20 protein-coding genes and 1 tRNA gene are annotated in these 26,231 nt (G+C 72.1%); 13 read left to right on the top strand and 8 right to left on the bottom strand.

Going from position 1 to position 26,231, the window contains the following annotated elements:
- Nucleotides 1-8 precede the first annotated feature (8 nt).
- Entirely contained in the window at nucleotides 9-1,394 is a 1,386-nt protein-coding gene (locus IE250_RS15680; protein ID WP_189670189.1) for a glycoside hydrolase family 43 protein, read from the top strand.
- Nucleotides 1,395-1,488: 94 nt separating this feature from the next.
- Nucleotides 1,489-2,925 (top strand): glycoside hydrolase family 43 protein, encoded by a 1,437-nt coding sequence (locus IE250_RS15685; RefSeq protein ID WP_229872498.1) that lies wholly within the window; start codon nucleotides 1,489-1,491, stop codon nucleotides 2,923-2,925.
- Between the two features lie 61 nt (nucleotides 2,926-2,986).
- Here the strand turns inward: IE250_RS15685 and IE250_RS15690 are convergent.
- Nucleotides 2,987-3,060, bottom strand: a tRNA-Arg gene (locus IE250_RS15690).
- On the bottom strand, nucleotides 3,051-4,001 hold the full coding sequence (locus IE250_RS15695; protein WP_189670191.1) for a tetratricopeptide repeat protein: 951 nt from the start codon (nucleotides 3,999-4,001) through the stop codon (nucleotides 3,051-3,053). The genes IE250_RS15690 and IE250_RS15695 overlap by 10 nt, the downstream gene beginning before the upstream one ends.
- Nucleotides 4,002-4,177: 176 nt before the next feature.
- Between IE250_RS15695 and IE250_RS15700 the strand changes: the two genes are divergently transcribed.
- Nucleotides 4,178-5,323 (top strand): winged helix DNA-binding domain-containing protein, encoded by a 1,146-nt coding sequence (locus IE250_RS15700; protein WP_189670192.1) that lies wholly within the window; start codon nucleotides 4,178-4,180, stop codon nucleotides 5,321-5,323.
- 68 nt (nucleotides 5,324-5,391) lie between these two features.
- On the opposite strand, the gene IE250_RS15705 is transcribed toward IE250_RS15700, so the two are convergent.
- Nucleotides 5,392-5,964, bottom strand: coding sequence for a VOC family protein (locus tag IE250_RS15705; RefSeq protein ID WP_189670193.1), 573 nt, complete (start codon nucleotides 5,962-5,964; stop codon nucleotides 5,392-5,394).
- Nucleotides 5,965-6,134: 170 nt separating this feature from the next.
- Here IE250_RS15705 and IE250_RS15710 point away from each other — a divergent pair, with 170 nt between their 5' ends.
- The 3 genes from IE250_RS15710 (at nucleotide 6,135) to IE250_RS15720 (ending at nucleotide 10,517) form a co-directional block, all read left to right on the top strand.
- On the top strand, nucleotides 6,135-7,709 hold the full coding sequence (locus IE250_RS15710) for an ATP-dependent DNA ligase (protein WP_189670194.1): 1,575 nt from the start codon (nucleotides 6,135-6,137) through the stop codon (nucleotides 7,707-7,709).
- 208 nt (nucleotides 7,710-7,917) lie between these two features.
- The gene (locus IE250_RS15715; RefSeq protein WP_189670195.1) at nucleotides 7,918-9,228 is read left to right on the top strand and encodes a cytochrome P450 family protein; all 1,311 of its coding nucleotides are present in this window, start codon (nucleotides 7,918-7,920) and stop codon (nucleotides 9,226-9,228) included.
- A 59-nt stretch (nucleotides 9,229-9,287) separates the two neighbouring features.
- Nucleotides 9,288-10,517, top strand: coding sequence for a sulfotransferase family protein (locus tag IE250_RS15720; RefSeq protein WP_189670196.1), 1,230 nt, complete (start codon nucleotides 9,288-9,290; stop codon nucleotides 10,515-10,517).
- A 26-nt stretch (nucleotides 10,518-10,543) separates the two neighbouring features.
- On the opposite strand, the gene IE250_RS15725 is transcribed toward IE250_RS15720, so the two are convergent.
- The 5 genes from IE250_RS15725 to IE250_RS15745 all read right to left on the bottom strand — a co-directional run bounded on the left by IE250_RS15725 (nucleotide 10,544) and on the right by IE250_RS15745 (nucleotide 17,079).
- Nucleotides 10,544-11,647, bottom strand: a complete 1,104-nt coding sequence (locus tag IE250_RS15725; protein ID WP_189670197.1) for an ATP-binding protein — start codon at nucleotides 11,645-11,647, stop codon at nucleotides 10,544-10,546.
- A gap of 254 nt (nucleotides 11,648-11,901) precedes the next feature.
- On the bottom strand, nucleotides 11,902-13,620 hold the full coding sequence (locus tag IE250_RS15730; RefSeq protein ID WP_189670198.1) for a dipeptide ABC transporter ATP-binding protein: 1,719 nt from the start codon (nucleotides 13,618-13,620) through the stop codon (nucleotides 11,902-11,904).
- On the bottom strand, nucleotides 13,617-14,450 hold the full coding sequence (locus IE250_RS15735) for an ABC transporter permease (RefSeq protein ID WP_189670199.1): 834 nt from the start codon (nucleotides 14,448-14,450) through the stop codon (nucleotides 13,617-13,619). The genes IE250_RS15730 and IE250_RS15735 overlap by 4 nt, the downstream gene beginning before the upstream one ends.
- Nucleotides 14,447-15,442, bottom strand: a complete 996-nt coding sequence (locus IE250_RS15740; RefSeq protein WP_189670200.1) for an ABC transporter permease — start codon at nucleotides 15,440-15,442, stop codon at nucleotides 14,447-14,449. The genes IE250_RS15735 and IE250_RS15740 overlap by 4 nt, the downstream gene beginning before the upstream one ends.
- Nucleotides 15,427-17,079, bottom strand: coding sequence for an ABC transporter substrate-binding protein (locus tag IE250_RS15745; protein WP_189670201.1), 1,653 nt, complete (start codon nucleotides 17,077-17,079; stop codon nucleotides 15,427-15,429). The genes IE250_RS15740 and IE250_RS15745 overlap by 16 nt, the downstream gene beginning before the upstream one ends.
- Before the next feature lie 266 nt (nucleotides 17,080-17,345).
- Here IE250_RS15745 and IE250_RS15750 point away from each other — a divergent pair, with 266 nt between their 5' ends.
- From IE250_RS15750 to IE250_RS15780, 7 genes are read left to right on the top strand one after another with little or no spacing between them, the layout of a single operon-like run.
- Nucleotides 17,346-18,563: a toxic anion resistance protein gene (locus IE250_RS15750; protein ID WP_189670202.1), complete on the top strand. Its 1,218-nt coding sequence runs from the start codon at nucleotides 17,346-17,348 to the stop codon at nucleotides 18,561-18,563.
- Nucleotides 18,564-18,583: 20 nt separating this feature from the next.
- Nucleotides 18,584-19,129: a hypothetical protein gene (locus tag IE250_RS15755; RefSeq protein WP_189670203.1), complete on the top strand. Its 546-nt coding sequence runs from the start codon at nucleotides 18,584-18,586 to the stop codon at nucleotides 19,127-19,129.
- Entirely contained in the window at nucleotides 19,126-20,463 is a 1,338-nt protein-coding gene (locus IE250_RS15760) for an AAA family ATPase (protein WP_189670204.1), read from the top strand. Before IE250_RS15755 ends, IE250_RS15760 begins: the two co-directional genes overlap by 4 nt.
- Complete coding sequence (locus tag IE250_RS15765; protein ID WP_189670205.1) at nucleotides 20,460-21,797, top strand: GlnX family signal transduction membrane protein; 1,338 nt, start codon at nucleotides 20,460-20,462, stop codon at nucleotides 21,795-21,797. Before IE250_RS15760 ends, IE250_RS15765 begins: the two co-directional genes overlap by 4 nt.
- Nucleotides 21,794-22,819: a glutamate ABC transporter substrate-binding protein gene (locus IE250_RS15770; protein WP_189670206.1), complete on the top strand. Its 1,026-nt coding sequence runs from the start codon at nucleotides 21,794-21,796 to the stop codon at nucleotides 22,817-22,819. Before IE250_RS15765 ends, IE250_RS15770 begins: the two co-directional genes overlap by 4 nt.
- Nucleotides 22,816-23,919, top strand: a complete 1,104-nt coding sequence (locus IE250_RS15775) for a magnesium transporter CorA family protein (protein ID WP_189670207.1) — start codon at nucleotides 22,816-22,818, stop codon at nucleotides 23,917-23,919. Before IE250_RS15770 ends, IE250_RS15775 begins: the two co-directional genes overlap by 4 nt.
- The gene (locus IE250_RS15780) at nucleotides 23,916-26,222 is read left to right on the top strand and encodes a serine/threonine-protein kinase (RefSeq protein ID WP_189670208.1); all 2,307 of its coding nucleotides are present in this window, start codon (nucleotides 23,916-23,918) and stop codon (nucleotides 26,220-26,222) included. Before IE250_RS15775 ends, IE250_RS15780 begins: the two co-directional genes overlap by 4 nt.
- Nucleotides 26,223-26,231 lie beyond the last annotated feature (9 nt).

A 26,231-nucleotide genomic window follows, 5' to 3' on the forward strand; every position in this document is an offset into this window, starting at 1 on the left:
GGCACCAGATGAGTGCAACACCCCTCCCGTCGCGCCGGCTCTTCCTCGGCATGCTCGGCACGGCCGCGGCCGTGCCGCTGGCCAGCACCGGCGTACTGACCCTCGGCAGCCGGTCCGCGAGCGCCGCGACGACCTCCCCGTTCGTCATGGCCTACTTCACCTGGTCACCGAGAAACCTCGGCACGGACTACGGCCTGCACCTCGCGGTCAGCACCGACGCGCTCCAATGGATGCCGCTGAACCAGAACAACCCCGTCGTGACCCCGACCGCGGGCGACGGCGGTCTGCGCGACCCCTTCATCCTGCCCAAGCAGGACGGCGCCTTCGTCGTCATGGCGACCAATCTGAAGGGCACCGACTGGACCAAGAAGACCCCGTACATCCACGTCTGGGACTCCGCCGACCTGCGCTCCTTCGACAACTATCGCCTGCTGAAACTGCACGACATGGCCACCCACACCTGGGCGCCCGAAGCCTTCTGGGACCCCTCCCGCGGCCAGTACGCCCTCATCTACTCGGCCGTCAACAGCAGCGGACACAACGTGATCATGGTGAACTACACCACGGACTTCCAGACGGTGACGGCACCGCAGGTCTTCTTCGACCCGGGCTACGACATCATCGACGGAACCCTGGCCAAGGACGTGAACGGCGTCAACTACCTGTACTACAAGGGCCGCAACAGCCTGGTTGGTGCGAGGTCCACCTCCCTCGCCCCCGGCAGCTTCACCCAGTTCACCTCGGGCCTGGCGCCGCAGGGAGGCATCGAAGGCCCGATCCTCGCCGAGGCCTCCGGCACCTGGTACCTGTGGGGCGACGCCAACGGGCTCTTCTACACCTGGCAGACCAACGACCTCTCCACCGGCACCTGGACCGCCACCGACCGGCGCGTCTACACCCAGCCGCTGAACTCCAAGCACGCCGACATCAAGCCGATCCCCCAAACGGTGTACGACAACATGGTCGCCACCTGGGGAAAGCCTGCCTGGAACCGGCTGAAGTCCTACAACTTCCCGGACCGATACTGGCGGCACGTCGACTCCCTCGGCCGCATCGACCCGTACCCGTTCGACCCCTACACCGACTCGCAATGGAAGCTGGTGCCGGGGCTGGCCGACCCCTCCGGCGTCTCCTTCCAGTCCCTCAACCAGCCGACCCGCTATCTGCGGCACTCCTTCTACAAGCTGCGGCTGGATGCCAACGACGGCACCACGAGGTTCGCCCAGGACGCCACCTTCCGCCAGGTCGCCGGGTTGGCCGACCCGAGCTGGTCGTCCTTCCGGTCGTACAACTACCCCGACCGCTACATCCGGCACTTCGCGTATGAGCTGCGGCTCGACCCGATCGCCACCGCGACGGCGCGCAGCGACGCCACCTTCCGCCTGACGTACTGACCCAAAGGTGATGCCGGCGCCTTCGAGGAGAGCGCCGGCATCACCACTCTTCCCTTCGCCCTGGTAGTACCCGCAAGAACGACAGGAGATGTTCATGTCCCTATCCCTACGTCACGCCCGGCTGTCGGCGTTGTTGCTCGCCGTATGCCTCCTCTTCACGGGCCAAGCCGTGACCACACCCCAGCGGGCGGCCGCCGCCGACCCCGGCTACCTGATGGTGCACTTCACCGGAGAGGGGCCCACCAACCAGCAGATGTACCTCTCGCACAGCACGGACGGCCTGCACTGGAACGACCTCAACGGCGGCGGCATGGTCCTACGCTCCACGGTCGGCACGAAGGGGGTGCGCGACCCCGCGTTCGTGAGGTCTCCCGACGGCAGCAAGTACTGGATCATCGCGACCGACCTGTGCATCGGCTGCGGTCAGGACTGGGCGGGGTCCATCAACAACGGCAGCCGCAACCTCGTGGTGTGGGAGTCGACGGACCTGGTCACCTGGTCACAGCCGCGGCTGCTGAACGTCGCCGGCGCGATCCCCGACGGGCGCAACGCCTGGGCGCCCGAGGCGATCTGGAACCCCGAGACCAACGACTACGTCCTGTACTGGGCGACGAACGTACCCGTCAACGGCGTGAAGAAGCACCGCATCTACTACGCCCGCACCAGCGACTTCCGCACCATCACCACGCCGCAGCCGTACATCGAGCGACCCGGCACCCAGGAGATCATCGACACCCAGATCGTCGAGGTGCCCTCCGGAGTCGGCAACTACCGCTACGTACGAGCCTCCGGCGACGGCCAGATCACCCTCGAGGGCAGCAACTCGATCCTCGGGACGTGGACCCACCTCGGCAACCTCTCCGGCATCGGCCTGACCGGTGCCCAGGTCGAAGGCCCGTTGTGGATGAAGTTCAACGGCACCAACAAGTGGGCCGTCTACGTCGACCAGTACGCCTCCGGACGCGGGTACATGCCGGTGGTGACGACCAACCCGTCCGACCCCGCCTCCTACCAGATCCCGGCCGCGGGAAGCTACAACATGGGCGGCACGAAGAAGCGACACGGCTGGATCCTGAACCTGACTGCCGCCGAGGAGAGCCGCGTGCTCGCACGCTGGCCCAACACCCCGGCCAACCGGCTCCAGTCGTACAACTTCCAGGACCGGTACGTGCGGCACACCAACTTCGACGTGCGCATCGACCAGAACATCACCAGCGACGACGCCAAGTTCCGGATGAGGCCCGGCCTGGCGGGCACAGGCACCGTCTCCTTCGAGTCGGTCAACATGCCTGGGCACTTCCTGCGGCACGCCAACTACGACTTCCAGCTCGTCTACAACGACGGCAGCAGCCAGTTCGCCGCCGACGCCACGTTCCGGCAGGTCGCCGGCCTCGCAGACCCGACCTGGTCGTCCTTCCAGTCCTACAACCACCCCGACCACTACATCCGCCACTTCGCGTACGGGCTGCGGCTCGACCGAATCACCACCACGACGGGGCGCGGCGACGCCACCTTCCGCCTGACGAACTGACCCAAAGGTGATGCCGGCGCTCTCCGCGGAGAGCGCCGGCATCACCATTTCCTCTGTCGTGTGCCCCCGGCAGGATTCGAACCCGCGACCTAGTCATTAGAAGTGACCCGCTCTATCCAGCTGAGCTACGGAGGCAAGCAGGCCGATTTTAGCCTAGGTCGGACTGGTCTTGACCATACAAAACCGGGGTACTGGCAGGCCTCGGCTGGTCGGCAAAAGGCAAGGTGATCGGCACCCCGGATCACCCTCCGGCCCGGGTCGACCATGCGGCTGCTGCCAGGATCGTGCGCTGCCTGGCAGCAGGTGCATGGCCAGTCGTCGGCGTCGGCGTCCGCGTCCGCCGTGCGGCCGCGGGCGACTTCCGAGGTGCGGCGGATCGTCCGGAGACCTGAGTCGCGACCGGGCAGGACCCGCTCCGCGCGCGGAAGCAGAACCTCGCACAGCGTCATGGCCCGGCCCGGCTCGTCGCCCATCGCGTGCGCGTAGGCGACCCCGGCCTCCGCGGCGATCGTGTCCCGGTGGTCGGCGCCCAGCGCGCGACGCCGGCCCGCCGCTACCGCCTCGTAGAGCGGGATCGCCTGCGCCGCGCTGCCCGCGAGGACCGTCACGTTGGCGAGGTTGTACCGCCAGGTCAGAGCGTCAGGATGATCAGGCCCGACGGCGCGCTCGCGGTCGGCGAGCCGGGCGGCGTACGTCGTGAGCGCGCGCATCAGGACCTCCGGCGCGACGTGGCCGGGGTCGTCGCTCAGCATCGTCTCCGGGGTGAACCAGCGCGGGGCAGGCCCTTGCCGGTGCCGGTAGACCTCCACGGCGGGGACGCCGACGACGCCGACGAGGGCCAGCCCGCACGCGGCGTACGCGATCGAGCGCCGCACGGTCGTCTCGGTGACCATCGTCTCGTACGAGTCGCCGGTCGCGAACGGCAGCCCGCACGTCTGCCCCGGGCTCATCACGGCGCCGTCGCATACGGCCGTGCCGGGCACGAAGAGGATCCAGCCGAAGACGAGGACCGCCGGGATACCAGCGAGCAGGCTGATGTAGGAGACGACACGGACGACGATCTCGGCCCGACCCATGGGCGCCAACGATATGGACCTACCGGACGGGGCCACAAGGTCATGGACCCACCGGACGAGTCCACGAGGTCGCCCCGGTCGCCCGCCGGACACGGCAGCGCCCCGGGTGGCACGGCCGCCAGCGTCGGCACGCACCTTTCCCAGTGAGTGTCACAGGCGGCGCGTAGCCTTCACGCATGCCCTCCGGACCGCTCCAGCTATCCTCCGACGCCGCGCGCCGGCTGCGGCTGCGCACGCAGGGCCTCACGCTGTCCGACGGCGGCGCGGGCTCCTCCGAGCTGTCGCCGGTCGACGTGGTCCGCCGGATGGTCGCCCTTCAGGGCCAGGACCTGCCGGCCGTGCTGCGGGCGATCGCCGTCCGCTCCCGCCCGGGCACCACCATCGACGACATACGGGCCAGGTTCGACGCGGGCGAGCTGGTACGCGGGTGGACCCAGCGCGGCACCCTCTTCGCGACCACGCCCGGCGACCTCGCCGCGCTGGTCTCGCTGACGGGTGAGCGGATGATCCACTCAGGCCGGCGGGTCCGCGCCGCCGAAGGCCTGGACGACGCGGTCGTGGCCCAGGCGGAGGAGGTCGCCCTGGAGGCACTCGCGGCGGCAGCGATCAACGGCGGGATCAGACGCGTCGGGATGATCGAGCTGTGGCAGCGGGCGGGGGTGCCCGTCGAGGGACAGCGCGGGTACCACCTGATCTCCACCCTGGGGATGCGGGGACTCCTGCACTGGGGCCCGTTCGCAGGCGCGCAGCAGCTCGTGGTCGCGACGCCGGCCGGCGCGCCCGGAGCCGCCGAGGAGCCCGACGCCGCCCTGCGCCGCCTCGCGCTGTCGTACTTCACCAGCCGCGGACCGGCCACGCCCGACGACCTCGCCTGGTGGCTCGGCCTGCCCAAGGTGCCGGTGCGCGCCGCGGTGTCGGCGCTACGCGAGGAGAAGCCGGACGCCATCGTCGAGGTGGTGGTCGACGGGAAGATCATGCTCGTCGGGCAGGAGGCAGGCGGACACGGGCTGGCAGTCCGCACAGCACCCGGCCTCGATCCCGAGCTCGCCACACCCTCCGGCGTCGTGCTCGTGCCGGGGTTCGACGAGATAGTGCTGGGTTACCAGGACCGCGAGCTGGTCGCGGACGCCGAGGCCATGCGGACCGTCGTCCCGTTCACCAACGGGATCTTCCGCCCGGCAGTCCTCCTGGACGGGCGGCTGGTCGGGACCTGGCGCCGCGCGCCGAAGCGGGGCGAGGAGCCGTACGAGCTCGTGCCGGGCGTCCCGACGCGCGCCCGCACGGCGATCGAGGCCGCGGTGGCCGCCTGGCCGCTGGGCTGACGCCTGCCGCTGGATCGGGCGGCAAGCGTCAGCACCGGCAGCACCCACAGCGAGGGGTGGGTCCGCCGCTACGTGGTGCGCGGGTCGCGCAGCCCGGCCATCGTGTCGAGGAGCGTCGAGTGGATGTATTCCAGCTCAGGGGTGATGAACGAGGACCACGTCTCCTCGGTGTCGGCTCCGCCCGGCTCCTGCGCCTCGACCGCGGCATCAGGCTCGTCGTCCCAGGTCGCGTTTGTGGCGTTGTGCCGACACACCCACCACACGTTCCCGAACGGGTCAGCGATCCGCGCGAGCACGTCGCCCCAGAAGTCCGTGGGATCCGTCACGACCCGCCCGCCGTGCGCGACGGCGCGCCTCAGCGTTGCCGCGACATCAGTGACGTACACCTGGGTGAAGGCCGGAGAGTAGAGCCAGTCCGGCTTCCGGTCGGCGATCATGACCACCGAGTCGCCGATCCGTAGCTCGGAGTGCAGGACCAGTCCGTCGGTATCGGCTGTTCGAGCCTCCGCGATCTCGGTCGCCTCGAACGTCGCGATCAAGAACGCGATCAGGCCCGCCGCGTCGTCGGTGACGATGAACGGGTTCACCGTGTTCGACCCGACCGGGGCGGAAGGCACTGCAGGGGTGGAGTCAGTCGTCATCAGGTTTCCTCTCGTGCGGATCGTGCGGGCTCCCACCGTCACGCGAGATGCGGTCATCTGCTGTCCGCTACGAGGCCCCCGGTCAGCGCACGCAGCCGCAACCTCCTGGAGTGACCGACCGCCCCGCTCAGACAGGCCGCGCTCCGGCCGAAGGCGCGTCAAGATGGAGCATGCTGCTCGCCGAGGTCGCCGCCACGTCCGACGCCGTCTCCGCCACCCGCTCGCGCCTGGCCAAGCGCGCGGCCATCGCCGACCTCCTGCGCCGCGCGGCCACCGGCGAGCCGACCGAAACCGACCAGGCCACCACCATCGAGATAGTCGTCGCCTACATCGCGGGCGCCCTGCGCCAGCGTCGCACCGGCCTCGGCTGGGCGTCGCTGCGCGATCTCCCGCCGCCGGCGACAGAACCCACGCTCACGGTGCGCGACGTCGACGCCGCATTCGCCGAGATGGCAGCCCTCGAGGGCCCCGGCTCGGCCCAGGCCCGCTCCGCCGCGGCCACAGGGCTCTTCGGCGCCGCGACCGAGCGTGAGCAGGCGTTTCTCCGCGGCCTCGTCGCGGGCGAGCTGCGGCAGGGCGCTCTCGACTCGGTGGTGGTCGACGCCGTCGCCGAGGCCGCCGGGGTCCCGGCCGACGCCGTCCGCCGCGCCGTCATGATGCGCGGCGCCACCGGGCCGGTGGCGAGCGCCGCCCTGCTCGCCGATGACCCGCTCGCCGCGCTGGCGGAGTTCACGCTCGAGGTCGGGCGGCCGGTGCGGCCGATGCTCGCCCAGTCGGCCCCCGACATCGGTGCAGCCTTCGAGAAGCTCGGCTCCCCCGATGCGCCCACCGAGCTGTGCGTCGACGTCAAGCTCGACGGCATCCGCATCCAGGCGCACCGGCTCGGCGATGACATCCGCGTCGTCACGCGCTCGCTGGACGACATCACCGAGCGCGTACCGGAGATCGTCGAGGTCGTGCGCGCTCTCCCGTCGGACCGCCTGGTGCTCGACGGCGAGGCGCTCGCGATCGGGCAGGACGGCGTGCCCCGGCCGTTCCAGGAGACTGCGGCGCGATCCGCGACCCGGGAGGCGACGCCGGAGGCGGAGCTGGCCTCCCAGCTCCAGCTGTCCCCGTTCTTCTTCGACGTGCTGCACGCCGGCGGCCGCGACCTGGTCGACGCCCCGCTGCGCGAGCGCCTCGCGGTGCTCGACGAGGTCGCCGCGCCGCACACGGTGCGCCGCCTGGTGACCTCCGATCCCGACGCCGCCGCGGAGTTCTTCGCGGGTGCGCTGCGGGAGGGCCAGGAGGGGGTGGTGGTCAAGTCGCTCGACACGCCCTACGCGGCCGGACGGCGCGGCGCCGGCTGGGTCAAGGTCAAGCCCCGCCAGACCCTCGACCTCGTGGTGCTGGCCGTCGAGCGGGGCTCTGGCCGTCGCCAGGGCTGGCTGTCCAACATCCACCTCGGCGCGCGCGACCCGGACGGCGGCTTTGTGATGCTCGGCAAGACGTTCAAGGGGATGACTGACGAGATGCTGGAGTGGCAGACCGAACGGTTCCGGGAGCTGCAAGTGGAGGACAACGGCTGGGTCGTCACCGTCCGCCCGGAGCAGGTCGTCGAGATCGCGTTCGACGGGCTGCAGCGCTCCACTCGCTACCCCGGCGGGCTGGCCCTGCGCTTCGCGCGCGTGCTGCGTTACCGCGACGACAAGAGCGCCGCGGAAGCCGACACGATCGAGACCGTGCGGACCCTCGCGGGCTTCTAGCCCGTCATCGCAGGATCGCACGGGCGTCCGGCCCTGACTGAGTCGTGCCCGCTCGTGGAGTCCGAGGGCATCACGAGCCCCGCGTGCCTGCCGTCACGTCCCATCCAAGTTAACCCGGTGCGATGCCGGACGTACCTAGACAGATGCACATACATCCGGCATGGTTTGGCCGACCCAGCAACCTGTACCCGACCCAGACGGGGACATGATGAGCAGCTCGACCATGATCGACGGTATCGCCGGCACCGGCGACGCCGTCGGCAGCGATCCCGGCCGCCGGCCCTTGAAGCTCGAAGACCCTGCGACCGTCACGACCATCACCGAACTGATCGCGTCGCACGACGGGGGCGCCGTCCACGCACGGCTCCGCGAGGAGTGGGGGGACATGGCCCCCGTGGAGCTGGAACCCGGTGCCCGCGCCTGGCTCGTGACGGGGTACCGGACCATCGTCGCGATGGCCCGCGGCCAGCTCCCGCTCACGATGACGACCGGGACCTGGAGCGGCCACGAGCGCGAGGCACCGTCTGCGGACTCGCCCCTGCTCCGGCCGCTGGCGTCGGTCGACCGGCCGACGGTGGAGCAGTCGGACGGGAGCAGGCACAGCCGGCTCCGCACCCCGCTCGACGACGCGCTCGGCGGGATCGACGATGCCGAGGTCACGAGGACCACGCGCGCCAGGTGCGACAAGCTCATCGACGAGTTCGCCGCGACCGGCGTCGCCGACCTGGTGCGCGAGTACGTGGCGCCCATGCCGCATCTGACGCTCGGCGCCGTCCTCGGGTTCGATGCCCGGACCGCGCAGCAGGTGTTCGAGGCCGCCGCGCGCCCAGCGGCTGGACGGGACGCCGTATCGGCCGTGCACGAGGTGAGCTTTCTGCTCACCGGGCAGGCGGCGGCCCGCCGGGCGGACGGCACGCCCACCCCCGCAGGCCGGCTCGCGCGGCATGCGGCCTATGAGAGCACCGCGGAGGCGGCGCTCGGCGTCCTGTCGCTCACGGCCACGGCGGCCCTCGGCCTGCAGGCCTGGCTGGCACAGACGATCTACCTCTCCCTGACCGACGACCGGTTCGCCAGGCGGCTCGCGGGCGGGCGGCTCGGGACCGACGAAGCGCTCGACGAGGTGCTGTGGACCGCGCCGCCGGTAAGCGCGCTGGCGCCGCGGATCGCCGTCGACGACTTCCTGCTCGGCGGCAAGCTCGTGCAGCGCGGGGACGCGCTGTTGCTCGCGGTCGGTGCGCTCGGCTCGGACCCGAGCATTCGCGGCGAGGGACCGTGGGACGGGTCCGGCAGCAGTGCCCACCTCACGTTCGGGTTGGGCGCCCACGCCTGCCCTGCGCCGCACCTGGCCCGGCTGATCGTGCGGACGGCCGCCGAGACGTTGCACCGCCGCCTCACGCCGACGCTCACGCTGCGGCCCGAAGAGCTCCGGTGGGCACCCGACTTCCGTTTCCGTCTGCTGGAGTCGCTCCCAGTCGTCTTCCGCCCCGAGCAGAGTTCCCCGTCGGAGCACGAGCTGTAAGCCCGTGATCCGCGCAGGGCCGCACGACCCGCCACGCCGAGTGCACGAGAAGGGACACCGTGAGCAGCACCACCCGAGCCTCCAAGGTTCTCAACACCGTCTTCGCCCCCGTCATCCGGGGGCGTGATGATCCCGCGAACGCCTGGGCAAAGGCCGTAGCCGACGTCGAGAAGGATGCCGGCGCCCAGGACCGCGAGCTCGCCGACGGTCTCGGCCGCGTGTTCGCGAGCATCGCCGAGGAGCCCCGGCTGACGCCGCTGGGCTTCTTCTTCGCGCTCAGCACGGTCAGGGACCGCTACGCCAACCTGCTGCGCATCAAGACGTTGGTGGCCGAGCGCCCGGAGATCGCTGCCGAGCAGATCAGCAATCCGGTGTTCGTGCTCGGGCTGCCGCGCACGGCGACCACCCTCACCCACAAGGTGCTCGCGGCGTCGCCCGACCATCGCGGGCCGCGCGCGTGGGAGATGTCCTACACGGGCCTCGAGGACCCGAGGGTCGCCAAGCGGGAGATCAAGCAGTTCGACCAGAAGATCCGCATCGTCACGAGCCTTTTCGCGCCGGGGCTGAAGCACATCCATCCGATCCGTGCCGAGGATCCGGAGGAGTCGTTGTTGCTCATGCCGCACGGGACCTTCTGGCCGCTGTTCCACGGCAGCATGCCCACCTACCGTGACTGGTACGCGCGTCGCAGCGCGGCGGATCTGGCCGGTGACTACGAGTACCTGAAGCAGGGCCTACAGGTGCTGCAGCACGGACGGGCGCCCAAGCGGTGGGTCGTCAAGTACCCGGCGCACCTGAACGACATGTCGGTGATCAAGCAGGTGTTCCCGGACGCCACGTTCGTATGGACGCACCGCGACCCGGCCACCGTCGTCGGCTCTGCGTGCAGCCTCGTGGAGACGTTGTGGGCGCCGTACCACACGGATCCGGACCCGCTGGAGGTCGGGCGGCTCGTGATGGACTCCATGGTCACGTGGGTGGACAACGCACTGGAGTCGCGGCTCAGCCTGCCGCCGTCGTCCATCGTGGACGTGCCATACCACGCGCTGAGTGCCGACCCGCATGCGGAGGTGCCGCGGCTGTACTCCGCGATCGGGGCGAGGTGGTCGGCGAGCGATGCCGCGAAGCTCGACCAGGTGCTGGCCCGGCCGGCGGGGACGCGTCCGCACCAGTACGACATGCGGCGTTACGGGCTCCAGCCGGATCAGGTCGAGGAAGCGTTCGCGTCCTACCTGCGCCTGCTGAGCACCTTCGACATGCTGGACGCGGCGCCGCGAGCGGAGCTGTGACGCACGCCGTCGGTATCGGCTGAGCCTCACCAGCCGATCCGCGCCAGCACCTCTTTCGCGACCGCGGCCGGGCGGACGTCGTCGGTATCAATCCGCGCGACGCCGTCCGGCGTCGGTCCGGACTGCTCGGTGATCGCCTGATCGGCGATCCGCGCCGCAACCTCTGCGGGCTGGCCCAGGAGGTCATCTCCCGCCAGGAGTGCCGGGCCTGCGGCACGGCGCCGTTGTGCGCGCTCGCGCAGCGCCGCCGGTGACGCTTCCAGCCGCACTACGGTGAGCCGCGCCGGGGCGAAATGCGACGCGAGCCCCGCTAGGTCGGCGTCGTCGGGCAGGGCTCCGACCAGGACCATCCGCCGCGCGCCGTCAGCCGCGAAAGTGCGCCACAAGGTCGCGGCCTGCTCAACGCCGAGGGCTCCGCAACCTTTTGCGTTGTCCGCGAAGGAGAGCTGTCCGAGGTCGGCGAACCCGGTTCGGCGGGCCGCCTGCCACTGGCCGAACACGACGTCCCATCCGACCGTGGACTTTCCGACGCAGCGCGGGCCGGTAAGCCACAGGATCTCGCCGTCCACGGGTTCGGGGTTCGGCGGACTCCCGCCAGTCACCTCGCCCGCGGAAGGCGACCACTCGTCGATCAGGCGCTCGACAAGGTCTGCAACGGCGACCCCTGACGTGTCGAGGACGAGCCCGCCGTCGGCGGGCTCAGGAGCTGTCGTTCCCGTCTCTCGGAGCTGAGCCGCAACGTCCGCGGGCGGCAGCCCACGCGCCGCGAGCCGCTCGCGCAGTGCCTCCCGCTGGGCGCTCAGGCGGACCAGCAGCAGGCGGCACCCGGGCAGCACCGGCGCGGGGCCGGAATCCGTTACGCCCGATACGACGAGCCGCTCGACGCCCCGCTCGCGCAGCAGGCGCGTCATCCCGGCCAGCGCGCGAGTCTTGAGCGCGTACCGGTCGGGATCGGCGTCCGGCGCCGGGAAGCACATGCCGAGCTGGTCGATGTCGACGTAGGCGACCCGCCCGCCGTCGTCGGCCGGCCGCTGGTACACGCCCCAGGCGAGTGTGGACTTGCCGGCGCCGGGCGGTCCCGTCAGCCAGAGCACCTGCAGATGCTCACGATGCTCAGCGATGTCCCTCACCACCCCGTCGATCGGCCGGATGTCACTGGGGCGGTTCGCCCCCCCGTGGTCCGGTCGATTGTTGCCCAGCACCCGCCTCGTCAGGAAGCGCTTAAAGGAACCCGCGAAGTGCGCGGCAGGGAGAGACCACCACGTTCTCGGGATGGGTAACGCTGAGGGAACATTGCTACCTCAGCGTTACCCCTTCCGCTGCGTACCTGTTACCCCGAGGGCCCGGGCCGACGCCGCCGCCCGGCCAGGTGGCGGACCGGCCGTCAGAGGCGGACGGCGTCCCGCAGCAGGCGCGCGTACGGGTGCCCCGGGGACTCGAAGACGCTCGCCGCCGGTCCGGACTCGACGATGCGGCCCGCCTGCATCACCGCTATGTCGTCGCTCATGTGCACCGCGACGCCGAGGTCGTGGGTGATGAGGAGGTAGGCGAGATCCCGCTCGCGCTGGAGCCGATCGAGGAGGTCGAGCACCTGCGCCTGGACCGAGACGTCGAGCGCGGAGACCGGCTCGTCGAGGATCAGGACCCGGGGATCGGCCGCGAGCGCCCGCGCGACGGAGACCCGCTGGCTCTGACCGCCGGACAGATGCAGCGGGCGCCGGGTGGCCAGGGCCGGGTCGAGGCCTACCGTGTCCAGCAGCTCCGAGACCTCCGCCCGCACGGGTCCGTGCCGGGTCGACCGGCCGCGAGTGACGGCGTCCGCGAGGATGGCCCCGACGGTCCAGCGCGGGTCGAACGAGCTGAGGGCGTCCTGGAACACGGCGCCGAGGAGTGACCGGCGCGGCCGGCGCTCGGTCTCCGGCAGCGGGCTCCACGGCTCGCCGAGCAAGGTGACCTCGCCGGCGTCGGGCCGTTCGAGCCCGAGCAGGAGCCGGGCGGTGGTGGACTTGCCCGAGCCGGACTCCCCCACCAGCCCGAGCGTCCGCCCGGCCCGGAGCGAGAAAGACACGTCGTGGGCGGCGACGATCTCGCGCCCGCCCACCTGAAAGGTGCGGCTGAGCCCGGAGGCCTCGAGCAGCACCTCGCCGAACGTAGGCTTGGTCGCTTCATGAGCGGCTGTGCCGCTACCGCCACTACGTTCGACGACGGCGGTCGGCGTCGCGGCTGCGGGTCGCGGGCCGACGGCGGACGGCGGCGCGCCGGCCGACAGCGGCAGCCCCCGCGGGCGGCCCGCCGGGACGGCGTCGACGAGCTTGCGGGTGTAGGGGTGCCGCGGCCGCTCGAACACCTCGGACGGCGTGCCCTCCTCGACGACGACGCCGTCGGTCATGACGAGCACCCGGTCCGCGATGCCCAGGACGACGGAGAGGTCGTGGCTGATGAGGAGGACGCCGGTGCCGTCGTCGCGCAGCTGACCCAACAGCCGGAGCACACCGGCCTGGACGGGCTGGTCGAGGGCGGTGGTCGGCTCGTCGGCGACGAGGAGCTCCGGCTCGCCGGCGATCCCGGCGGCGATGAGGGCGCGCTGCCGCTGCCCGCCGGAGAGCTGGCCGGGCCGCTGACCGGCCCGGAGATCGGCTTCGGGCAGGCCAACGCGTTCGAGGAGCTCGACGGTGCGCGCCCGGCGCGCGGCGGCGTCGAGCCCTGTGTGCAGGGCGAGCGTGTCGCCGATCTCCCGGCCGATCGGGCGCAGGGGGTCCAGGGACACGAGCGCGTCCTGCGCGATCAGGCCGACCGTGCCGCCGCGCAGCCGGCGCAGGCTCCGTCCGGACAGCGACAGCACGTCCTGACCGGCGACCGTCAGCTCGGTTGCGGAGACCCGCGCGCCCTCCCCCGCGAGGCCGAGGATGCTGCGCGCGGTGACGCTCTTGCCGGAACCGGACTCGCCGACGATCGCCACGCACTCGCCGGCCGCAACGTGGAAGCTCACCCCGTCGACGACGCGCCGTCCCTGCCCGCGGCGGTCGGGAAAGGCGACGACCAGGTCGCGGACAGTCAGCACCGGCGCGGTCACCGCTCGCTCGGTCAGCACTTGCCCGGTCATGCGGCGCTCCTGTTCCGCTTCTGGAGGCCGCGCCCGATGACGGTGGCCGCGGCGGCGCTGGCGACTATCGCGAGGCCGGGGAAGAACGTCATCCACCAGAAGTTGGCGATGTAGGTGCGGCCGGCGGCGAGCATCGCGCCCCATTCCGCGGCGGGCGGCACGGCGCCCAGGCCGAGGTAGCTCAGGGAGGACACCCAGATGATCGCCTGTCCGAGCCCGAGGGTGGCGAGCACGAACAGCGCCGCGATCACGTTCGGCAGGATGTGGCGGGCGATGATCCAGAGCCGGCCGCGCCCCAGCACGCGGGCGGCCTCGACGAACTCGGCGGCGGCCGTCCGCCGCACCTGGGAGCGGATGATCCGCGCGTAGCCGGGCGCGGTGGCCAGCCCGACGGCGATCGTCGAGCTCAGGACGCCGGGCCCGGTGACGACGATGAAGAGCAGCGCGAGCAGCAGGCCCGGGAAGGCGAACAGCACCTCGACGAACCGGGTGGTGCCGAAGTCGAGCCAGCGCGGGCCGAGGCCCGCGACGAAGCCGAGGACTGTCGCGAGCCCGATGCCGATCGCCGTCGCGAGGACACCGATGCGGAGCGACTCCGACGCGCCGTGGACCACGCGCGTGTAGATGTCGCGCCCCGACTCGTCGGTCCCGAACAGGTGCGCGGGCGAGGGAGCCTGGAAGGCGTCGGTGTGCGAGACGGCGAGCGGGTCGCCCGGGGCGAGCAGGCTCGGCCAGAGCGCGGCGAGGAGGATGAGCAGGAGGACCACGCCCGCAACGGCCTCGGCGACGGTGGGCCGGAACGCTACGACGCCGGCCCGTACGCGGCTCACTCCGTCACCGCCCGTCCGCGCGGGTCGATGGCCCGGTCCGCGAGGTCGGTGACCAGGGTCATGACCGTGTACGCGAGCGCCACTACGAGCACAATGCCGGTCACCAGCGTGACGTCGCGCAGCTGGACCGCGGACAGCAGGCTGCGCCCCAGGCCCTGCCGGGCGAACACGGACTCGACCACCACGGCCCCGCTGATCAGCGACCCGAAGGCCCAGCCGGAGAGCCCGACGGCCGGGATCGCCGCGTGCCGGAGCGTGTGCCGCCAGAAGATCCGGACCTCGCTCTCGCCGCGCGCCCGGGCCGTGGTGACGAAGGGCGACTCCATGGCGGTCAGCAGGGACTCGCGCATGACCTGGCCGAGGAAGCCGGCCAGCGGGATCGCCATGGTGAGCGCGGGCAGCACTATGCCGAGCGGGCCCGGCACGCTGACCGGCGGGAGGATCCCGAGGGTGAGGCTGAACAACAGGATCAGGACGGTCGCGAGCCAGAAGTGCGGGACGGCCGCCGCGACGAGCTCCAGCCCGGATCCGATGGCCCACGCGACCCGGCCGCCCCGCACGCTCCAGGCGGCCAGCGCGCACGCGAGCGCCCAGGCGAGCACGAGCGAGCAGAGCGCGAGGGCGAGCGTGGCGCCGAACTGTTCGCCGATCGCCGTCGCCACGGGCTTGTGCAGCGAGTACGACTGCCCGAGGTCACCGGTCGCAAGCCGCCCGAGATAGGTGAGGTACTGCACCAGGAGCGGCTGGTCGAGGCCGTATTCGCGACGGACCTGCTCCAGCGCCTCGGGTCCGGCCTGCGAGCCGGGCCCGCCGAGGATCGCTTCGGCCGGGTCACCCGGGATCAGCCGGAGCGCGAAGAACGTGATCGTCGCCGCGGCCCAGAGCACGAAGACGACCCCGCCGGCACGCAGGAGCAGCCAGCGCCGGTTGCCCGGCGCCGGGCTCCTGCGTGCCCCGGTGGTCGGGACGGGCAGCGTCAAGGCGCCAGCCATGCCCCGGCAAAGGTCGGCGTCGACACCGTCGGCATCGCGCGCAGCCCGTGCACGGTCGACGAGCGGAGGAAGTGGTTCTGCTGGTCGTACAGCGGCAGGATGTAGTGCCCCTCGAGGATGATCCGCTGGGCCCGCTCGTAGAGGTCGGCCCGCTCGCCGGCGTCGCTCGTCGAGGAGGCCTGGATGAGCAGCTCGTCGAGCTCGGCGTCGTCCACCTGCGCGAGGTTCGCGAAGTAGCCGCTGGGCGCGGGCTCGATGCTGGCCGAGTGGTACAGGATCCGCAGCACGTCCGGGCCGACCTTCGTGTACGGGGCGCTCACCAGGTTGTAGTCGTTCTGGGCCAGCGCGCCGTACCAGCTGGACAGGTCGAGCGGGTGGAGGTTGACCTCGAAGCCGGCCGTCTTGGCGTCCGCCTGGATCTGCTCGAACAGGGACTGCTCGGCCGGGATCGACTGGTTGGTGCTCACCGGGAAGTCGAGGGTGAGGCGCTTGCCGTCCTTGACGCGGTAGCCCTCGGCGTCCCGCTCGTCCCAGCCGGCCTCGTCGAGGAGGTCCGCGGCCGCGTCGGTGTCGACGGTGAAGAGGTCGGGCAGGCTCAGGCCCAGCGGCTCGACGCTCGACAGCGGCGAGTACGAACGCTCGGCGGTCCCGAAGAACAGGCTCTGGATGCCGTCGTCCACGTTCACCGCACGGATGAACGCCTCACGGACGCGTTCGTCGTCGAAGGGCGCCTTGCCCGAGTTGAGCTCGATCCGGTTGGCCGCGCCGGGCCGCGGGGCGTCCAGCTCCTCGATCGAGTCGTCGGACTCGGCCGACCGGATCGTGTCCGGCTGCGCGTTGTCGATGACGTGGGCCTCGCCGGACTGGAGCGCGGCGTAGCGGCTCGCGGAGTCGGGGATGAACCGCCACACGATCGAGTCGAGGTACGGGAGGCCGGCGCCCTCGGCGTCGGCCGGCGGAGAGCTGTAGTCGTCGTTCCGGACGAGGGTCACCGAGTCCTGGCGCTCCCACTGGTCGACGACGAACGGGCCGGTCCCGACGGGCGCGGCGCAGTTGTCCTCCTGGCTGCGTTCGAGGGCCTTCGGCGACTCCATCGCCACCCAGACCTGCGAGAGCGACTCCAGCAGCGCGCTGTCCGGGGCGCTGAGCTCCAGGCGGACCGTGTGGTCGTCGACGGCCACGACGTCCTTGATCTTCGCCAGCGCGAGGTAGCCGGTCGACGACGCAGTCGCCGGGTCCTGCACGTGCGCGACGTTCGCGGCGACCGCCTCGGCGTCGAACGGCGTGCCGTCGGTGAACGTCACGTCGTCGCGGAGCGAGAACTCCCAGGTGAGCCCGTCATTGCTCTCGGTCCACTCGGTGGCGAGCCACGGGATCACCTCGCCGTCGTCATCGAGCGACACGAGCGACTCGAGGTACTGGGTGGCGATGAGCGCCTGCGGGTAGTTGCCGCCAACGTGCGGGTCGAGGCACGACGGCTCCGCGTCCCCGGAGGCGTAGGTGAGGGTTCCGCCCGAGACAGGTTCGCCGGTCGCCTCCCCCGACGTCCCGCCGCCTGACGAGCAGGCTGCGAGGAAGAGTGCGGCGGCCGCTACGACTGCAGCGGCACGCGGACGGGAGAACCGGCGCGAGGGCATGGCTTCGTGTACATCCTTCTCTGGAAGGTAGTCCGAACGACTGGCGTTCATGCTCCCAAACCGCAGGTCCCGGCGGCCGTATTCCGCATATCGACGCCGAGTGGGACGCGCCACACCGGAGCCCGCCGGGATGCGGTCCGGCGACAGCGGGAACTCTCGTCGGCGCCCCCGCGTTCTCACCCCGCCGAGCAGCGTCTCCGCCCCCGGCGACGGTGGCCCGCGGCATATACTCGCCGCGTTCGGACGCCCTATCTTGAGGAGCACCGATGACCGAGCCGATGCCGCTTCAACCACCCGCCGCAGCGCAGCCTCTCGTGCTCACCGCGCCCGGCCCGGTGCAGCCCGTCGCCGCGACGCAGGCGCCCAAGATGGCGCCCAAGGTGGACCCGGCCGTGGCGCCCGCGCTGGACCAGAAGGTGGCCACCTACCTGGACGGCCTGCTCGAGGCCGACACGAAGAGCCCCGAGTTCGCCAAGCGCGCCGACGACGTGCGCACCATGGGCGACCAGGACATCCGCCAGGCCGCGGACTCCAGCAACCGCCTGCTCGCCACGCCCGTCCGGGCGCTCAAGGAGGGCGGCCTCGCCGAAGGCTCCAAGGTGGGCCAGACCCTGCTGGAGCTGCGCCGCACCGTCGAGGACCTGGACCCGTCCGAGGCGAGCATGGGACGCAAGATCCTCGGCGTCATCCCGTTCGGCGACAAGATCCAGGACTACTTCCGCCGCTACGAGTCCGCCCAGGGCCAGCTCAACGCCATCATCCAGGCCCTCTACAACGGGCAGGACGAGCTGCGCAAGGACAACGCCGCGCTCAACCTGGAGAAGCAGAACCTCTGGGACACGATGGCCCGGCTCAACCAGTACATCTACGTGGCCGAGCGGCTCGACGCCCAGCTGTCCGCGAAGATCGCCGAGCTCCAGATCGCCGACCCGGACCGGGCCAAGGCGCTGTCCGAGGACGTCCTGTTCTACGTGCGCCAGAAGCACCAGGACCTGCTCACCCAGCTCGCGGTGTCGATCCAGGGCTACCTCGCCATCGACATCATCATCAAGAACAACGTCGAGCTCACCAAGGGTGTCGACCGCGCGACCACCACCACGGTCTCCGCGCTGCGCACCGCCGTCATCGTGGCGCAGGCGCTCGCGAACCAGAAGCTCGTGCTGGACCAGATCGGCGCCCTGAACACCACGACGTCGAACATGATCGCCTCGACGTCCAAGATGCTCGCCGACCAGTCAGCGACCATCCAGGAGCAGGCCGCGAGCTCGACCGTCGGCATCGACCAGCTCAAGGAGGCGTTCGCGAACATCTACGCCACGATGGACTCCATCAGCGACTTCAAGAGCCGGGCGCTGGACTCGATGTCGCAGACCATCGGCGTGCTGCAGACCGAGACGACCAAGGCGACCGAGTACGTGGAGCGAGCGCGACGCACCAGCACCGACGGCGTGGCGAGCGGTTCTCTCGACCTCAACGCCCCGTGACGGCAGGCCCGGAGGCACGTATGGGTTGGTGGCAACGGATCTTCGGCGGCGGGCGCACCGAGGAGGAGCGGCCCGTGGCGATCCCGGCCCCGCCCACGACGGAGCAGATCGTGACGTCCGTCGACGCCGTCCTGTCCCGCGTGACCGGGAAGGCACCCGCGGCCGTCACCGCCCGGGTGCAGCGCGTCGCCGAGACCGTGCACGAGATGGCGCCGCGCCTCGACCGGCTCGGCGCCGGCTCCCAGCAGGCGCACACCGTGGTCGCGACCGCGACGAGCTATCTGCCCGAGGCAGTCGACGCCTACCTGCGCCTCCCCCGCGACTTCGCCGACCGGCGCGTCGTGGACCGCGGCAAGACGTCGCTCATGATCCTGTGCGACCAGCTCGACCTGCTGGGCTCCACCATCGACAAGATCTCCGACGCCGTGTCCCGCGCCGACGCCGTCGCGCTCGTCGCACACGGCCGGTTCCTCGAGGAGAAGTTCGGCACCTCCGGCCTGACCCTCCCGGGTTCGCTGCCCGGCTCCGGGACGCCGTCGGGCCCCACGCCCCTGGAGGCCCCGTGAGCGCGACGGCGCTCGCCGCAGCACTCGACGCCCTCGCGGCCGCGGGCACCGCCGCCGGTGTGGACGACGCGGCCGCGCGCGCCGAGGGTGAGCGGCTGGCCGCGGCGGTCGCCGAGTCCTCCCCGGGCGCCCCGACGGACTGGCTCGCGGCAACGGCCCGTCCGACGTCGACCAGCCTGCAGCCGTTCTTCGACGCCGCCGTGAGCGCCCGCCGCTGGCGCTCCGCCCCCACCGACCTTCTCGGAGAACTCATAGCGAAAAGCAGCCCGAGCGCAAGCCAGTACGCGCAGGCCCTGGCCACCGTGGTCGACGCCGCAGCCACCCTCGGCGACCCCAGCATCAGCGCGATAGCGGCAGCCGAAGGCACCAAGGCAGTTCACCGCAGCGCAGCAGCAGGCAGAGACAAGGCACCAACCCCCCTGCCAACCACCCCCCACCCGGACGTGCGGCCCACCACCAACGGTGACCTGACTACGAAGGCCGCGGAGCCTGAGCCCAAAGAAGAGCGAACGCTCGAGCAGCTCCTCGAAGAGCTCGACCAGCTCATCGGACTGGCCCGCGTCAAGCACGAGATCCACCGCCAGACCGAGCTACTCCGCATCGAGCGCCTCCGCGGCGAAGCGGGCCTCACCTCCCCCACGCTGACCCGCCACCTCGTGTTCGTGGGCAACCCCGGCACGGGCAAGACGACGGTGGGCCGGCTCGTCGCCGGGATCTACCGCGCTCTGGGGCTGCTCGACAAGGGGCACCTCGTGGAGGTGGACCGGTCCGAGCTCGTGGCGGGCTACCTGGGGCAGACCGCCGAGAAGACGACGGCGGTGGTGCAGCGCGCGCTGGGCGGCGTCCTGTTCATCGACGAGGCCTACGCGCTGGCCGAGGACCAGTACGGCCGCGAGGCGGTGGACACCCTGGTCAAGGACATGGAGGACCACCGCGACGACCTCGTGGTGATCGTGGCGGGCTACCCGGGTCCGATGGCCCGGTTCGTCGGCACGAACCCGGGCCTGGAGAGCCGGTTCGCGCGCACCATCACGTTCGAGGACTACTCCGCCGAGGAGCTGCGGCGGATCTTCGAGACCATGGCCCGGGCTGCCGACTTCGAGCCCGAGCCGGCCACTCTCGAGCGCTTCGACCGCCTCTCGGCGGACCAGGCGCGCGGCGAAGGCTTCGGCAACGGCCGCTGGGCACGCAACGTGCTCGACGCCGCAATTGCCCGGCACGCCTGGCGCCTGCGGGACGTTGAACGACCGACGGTGGACCAGCTACGCACGCTGGTCCCGGAAGACCTGGAGGATGTCGTGGACATCGGGACAGACAGCGAGGCCACCCCGTGACCGCACCGCTGACGACGACGGGCCCGCCGCCGGCCGGGCCGGGGCCGGTGACCGGCCCGCCCGACACCGGCCGAGCCCCGGCGTCGACCACGCCCCGCTCCCGCCTCTCGGCGGGCCTGGCGACCACACCTGGGCGGCTGGCGCTGGCCACGACCGTGGCCGTCGTGGCCTGCCTGGTGCTGGGGGTGACCGGCTTCCTGGCCGGCAACACCCAGTCTGCGGCGCTGCGGGACGCGCAGCGCGACGCCGCCCAGCTGGTCGGCACGCAGGAGCTGCGCAACGACCTGGTGTCGGCCGACGCGACGGCGACCAACGCGTTCCTCGTCGGCGGGCTGGAGCCCGCAGAGGCGCGCGCCCGCTACGAGGCGAGCCTGACCGAGGCCGCAGAGGCGTTGCCTACGCTGGCCTCGACGGCGCACGACGCCGAGGCCGCTGACCTGGCCACGGTGTCCGACTCGGTGCAGCGGTACTCGGGCCTGGTGGAGTCGGCGCGGGCGAACAACCGGCAGGGCTTCCCCGTCGGCGCCGCCTACCTCGACCAGGCGTCGGCCGCGCTGCGCGGCGAGGTGCTGCCCACGCTCGACGAGGTGGCGCTCTCGACATCCGAGCGGGTCGACGACGACCTGGGTTCCGTCTCGCTCGCGCAGGTGCTGCTGCTGTTCGTGCTGCTCGGGCTGGTGGCGCTCGGCGCCGTCCAGCTCTGGCTGGCGCGGCGCACGCACCGCGTGCTGAACACGGGGCTGGCGGCCGCGAGCGTCGCCCTCCTGGTGGGCGGCATCGTGGTGACGGCCGCCGTGCTGGGCGGCAACGGCGTCGCCCGCTCGGTGGCGAGCGGGCCGTACGCGGCGACGGTCGCCACGTCGCAGGCCCTGGCGCTCGCCACCGACGCCAAGTCGATGGAGTCGTTCACGCTGATCAAGCGGGGTTCCGGCGCCGACTTCGAGGAGTCGTACCAGACGTCGCTCGACGAGGCTCGGACCCTCCTGACCGAGGCCGAGGACGCCACGGAGACCGGCATCGACGGCTCCCGGGAGCTCCTGGACGCCTGGGACGCGAAGCACGCCGAGATCCGCGAGCTGGACGACGACGGCGACTGGGAGGCCGCCGTCAAGGCGGCGACGTCCACGGCCGAAGGATCGGCGGGCGCGGCCTTCACGGCGTTCTCCGACCACGCCCACGCCGACGTCGAGGCCACCAGCACCGACGCGGTCAACCGGCTCGGCTCCGCGGCGACCACCGCCCAGATCGCGGCCTGGGTCGCCCTCGTGCTCGGTGTCGCCGGCGCCGTCGCCGCGGCCGCCGGGATGAACGTCCGCCTGAAGGAGTACCGATGACCACGCGCGCAGCACGCAGACCGTTCGTCACCGCGCTCGTCGCGCTCGCCCTCGTGGGCACGACGGCGGCGTGCGCACCTCAGCCCACGACCCGGCTGCTCACCGGCACGGCCGGGCAGAGCTCGTCCGCCCAGGAGTCGGTGGAGGAGTCGGCGCCACGGGCCGCGACGGGCGGGGCGGCGTCGGGCGCGGTCACCGCTGCCGAGAACTGCAGCGACGGGCAGCCGGCCGTCGCGTCGATGAATCCGGAGGGCGGCCCGCAGGTGACGGCCGGCTCCACGATGGCGGCCATCCAGAAGCGCGGCCTACTCGAGGTGGGCGTCTCGGCGGACACCCTGCTCATGGGGTCGCGCAACCCGTTCACGGGCGACATCGAGGGCTTCGACATCGACGTGGCCCGGCAGATCGCCGCCGCCATCCTGGGTGACCCCGACAAGATCCGGTTCCGCGTGATCACGTCGGGTGACCGCGAGACGCTGCTGGCCGACCACGAGGTCGACATCGTGACGCGCGCCTTCACCATCAACTGCGAGCGCTGGGAGAACATCGCCTTCTCGGCGGAGTACTACCACGCGGGCCAGAAGCTGCTGGTGCCCGCCACGTCGAAGGTGAGCGGCATCAAGGACCTCGCCGGACAGCGCGTCTGCGCGCCCGAGGGCACCACCACCCTGGAGCGCCTCGCGGAGTGGGAGGGCGTCGAGGCCGTCCCGGCCGCCACGCACACGACGTGCCTGGTCCTGTTCCAGCAGGGCGCGGTGGACGCCATCACCGGCGACGACACGGTCCTGGCCGGCTTTGCCGCCCAGGACCCGTACGCGCGGGTCGTCGGGGACGCCGTGAGCGACGAGCCGTACGGCGTCGGCATCCCGGCCGACCAGCCGGACATGGTGCGGTTCGTGAACGGCGTGCTGGAGGACATGATCGCCAGCGGGCAGTGGGCGCAGTCCTACGACCGCTGGCTGGGCGACGCCCTCGGCGCCGCTCCCCAGCCGCCGGAGCCCGTGTACGGACGCACGCCGTGAACAGGACGCACCGCGCGCCGGCGCCGCCCGGCGCCCTGGGGGTAGCGGCCGAGCCGGCCGCGCTCCTGGCGTACCTGTCCGACCTGCAGGCGTGGCTCGACGCGCGCCGCGCCGATCTGGACCGGCTCGACTCCGCGGCCCGCAAGTCCGGCACGGACGCCGTCACGGCCGACGTCGTGCTGGCGCTGACCCTGTGGCAGGCCGTGCGCACGCGCACGGACGAGCTGGTCGCGGTGTGGGACTCAGGCCGGGCCGACGCCGTGGCGCGGGAGCGCATGTCGCAGCTCATCTGGGGCCGCCTCGGCGGCGACCCCGCCACGTCGCTCCTCTCGCTGGTCGACGCCGCGCGCCTGTGCGACGCCCAGGCCGACCAGCTCGCCACCCGGCTCTCCTTCGACCCGCACGCCGCCGACGTCACCGCCCGCTTCCGGGCGGCCGCCGCGGGGATCGTCCGGGCCGAGGACGCGGCACACGCCACGGCCGACACCGAGGACGACGCCGCCGTCGCTCGCCTGCGCGACCGGCTGAGCCGCCTCAGGTCCGACGCCGCCCGCGGCGCCGACGTCACCGGCCCGCTCGGCGCGCTCGAGAACGAAGTGGCCCGCATCGAGCGGGACCTCATCGTGGCCACTGCCCGGAGCCGGGCGCTCGCCAAGGACCGGGAGCGCGCCGTCGCGCTGCGCACCACCCTGGCCGACCGGGCGCCCGTGCTCGCGCAGATCGCCGAGCGCTGCCGCCGGGAGATCGCCGACCCGCCCCGGCTCGCGATCCCGGATGTCAGCCGCCTGGGCGACGTGCCGGCGGAGCACGACCGGCTCGCCAGCTATGTCCAGCGGCTGGGCGCCGTCGAGCGCGCCATGGAGCGCGTCGAGGACGCCTACACCGCACCCCTGCGCGAGCGCGCCGAGCTGCGCTACCGCGTCAAGAACCTGATGACGAAGGCCCAGGGCAACGGCCGGGCGGCGTCGTCCACCGTGAAGGCGGGCGAGGACGAGGCGCGCGAAGCGCTGGACGGCATGCCCTGCGACCTGGCCCTGGCACGGCACTTCACCGAGCAGCTCGAGACGCTCGTGCGCGATCTCCCGGAAGGACACCGATGACGACACAGGCCTGCGCCGAGCCCGGCTGCACCGGCACCATCGAGGACGGCTACTGCAACGTGTGCGGGACGCCCGCGGGCGGCAACCCGGCCCGGGACGCGCTCGCCGCCGTCGCGGCGTCGTGGGGTGCCGACGAGGACGCGACGTCCGTGCGCGGCGCGGGGTCGCAGCCCGGCTCCATGGCGCAGCCCGGCTCCATGGCGCAGCCGTCGACCGGGCGCACCAGCTCGTCCCGCCTCGCCTCCATGGCCCTGGGCTCGGCGCGCGTGGCGACCGGCACACACCAGACGCGGCGGGTCGGCACCAGCTCGACGCGCCTGCGTGGGCACCGCCTCGGCGCGGGCCTCACCACGGTGCCGCACACGCCGGTGGCCGACCCGCTGCAGGCCGTCATGGCCACGCCGGAGCTCGCCGAGAGCAAGCGGTTCTGCCCCACGTGCGGGCAGCCGGTGGGCCGCGCCAGGGACGGCGTGCCCGGACGCATCGCCGGGTTCTGCGGGCACTGCGGCGCGCGGTACGACTTCGCCCCCGCGCTCAAGGCCGGCGACCTCGTGGCAGGGCAGTACGAGGTGGTGGGCTGCCTCGCCCACGGTGGCCTCGGCTGGATCTACCTGGCCCGCGACCGCAACGTCAGCGGCCGCTGGGTGGTCCTCAAGGGCCTGCTCAACTCGGGCGACAAGGAGGCGTACGAGGCAGCGGTCGCGGAACGCCAGTTCCTCGCCGAGGTGGAGCACCCGCTGATCGTCGAGATCTTCAACTTCGTGCTGCACGAGGGCCTGGGCTACACCGTCATGGAGTTCGTGGGCGGCAAGTCGCTCAAGGACGTGCTCAAGGAACGCCGCGACCTGGACGGCGGGCGGGCCCGGCCGCTGCCCGTGGACCAGGCCATCGCGTACATCCTCGAGGTGCTGCCCGCGTTCAGCTACCTGCACGACCACGACCTGCTGTACTGCGACTTCAAGCCGGACAACATCATCGCCCAGGGCGACGGCGTCAAGCTGATCGACATGGGCGGCGTGCGCCGCGTCGACGACATGACGTCGGCCATCTACGGCACCGTCGGCTACCAGGCGCCGGAGGTGGCCGAGATCGGGCCGTCCGTGGCGTCCGACATCTTCACGCTCGGCCGCACCCTGGCCTCCCTCGTGCTCGACTTCCGCGGCAACACGACCGTGTACCAGGCGTCGTTCCCGCCGGTCGCCGACACGCCCGTCTTCCAGAAGTACGACTCGTTCTACCGCTGGCTCGCCAAGGCGTGCGCGCCCGCGCCCGCCGACCGGTTCGCCTCCGTGGACGAGGCCCGCGTCCAGCTCCTGGGCGTGCTGCGCGAGGTGGTCGCCACCGACAAGGGCCCCGGGTACACCGCCACGACGTCGGCGGAGTCCGTCCTGTTCGGCGTGCCGCCGCTCGACGGCGCCGACGGCGCCCTGGCCTGGCACGACCTCCCGCTCCTCAAGGTGGACTCCACCGACCCGATGGCGTCCTGGCTGGCCGGCGTGAACGTTGCCGACCCTGCCGCCCGCATGGCGGCGCTCGACGGCGCCGACGAGGCCACCGTGGAGGTGCGGCTCGCCCTGGCGCGCGCAGCGATCGAGGCCGGTGACCTCGCCCGGCTGCGCATCGCGGTGGCGCAGATCCTCGAGCACGACCCGTGGGAGTGGCGCGCTGCCTGGATGGAGGGTCTCGGGCACCTCTCGACGGGCGGCGCCGCAGCGGCCCGGGCCTCGTTCAACGCCGTCTACGGGCAGGTCCCCGGTGAGCCCGCGCCGAAGCTCGCGCTCGCCACGGCCTGCGAGCTCTCGGGCGAGCCGGGCGTCGCCGAGCAGCTGTACAGCACGGTCGCGCGGGCCGACGCGAACTACACCGGCGCCGCCGCGTTCGGACTCGCCCGGGTGCGATCAGGGGGTGGCAACCTGGACGGCGCCCTCGCCGCCCTCGACCTGGTGGGCCCCACGCGCGGATCCTTCCCGGACGCCCGCCTGCGGCGAGCCCGGCTCCTCGTCTCGGCACGCCGCAACCTGATCGACCTGTCCGACGCCGTCGCCGGGCTCGACGCGGCCCACGTCCCCGACCGGCCCAAGGCGGAGGCCACCGTCGACGCCCTCGCCGCCGCGCTCGGCCTGGTCACGCGCCTCGGCCCCGACCCGAGCGTCCAGGTGGCCGGCGCCGAGGCCGAGGAGCCCGCGCTCCGCGACCGCCTCGAGCTCGCCCTTCGTCACCTCGCCCACCTCACGGACGACCGCTCGGAGCGCGTGGCGCTCGTCGACCGGGCAAACTCCGTACGGCGGTGGACCATGCGATGACGAGCCCAG

It is taken from the genome of Promicromonospora soli, assembly GCF_014653785.1.
GTDB classification, from domain to species: Bacteria; Actinomycetota; Actinomycetes; order Actinomycetales; family Cellulomonadaceae; genus Promicromonospora; species Promicromonospora soli.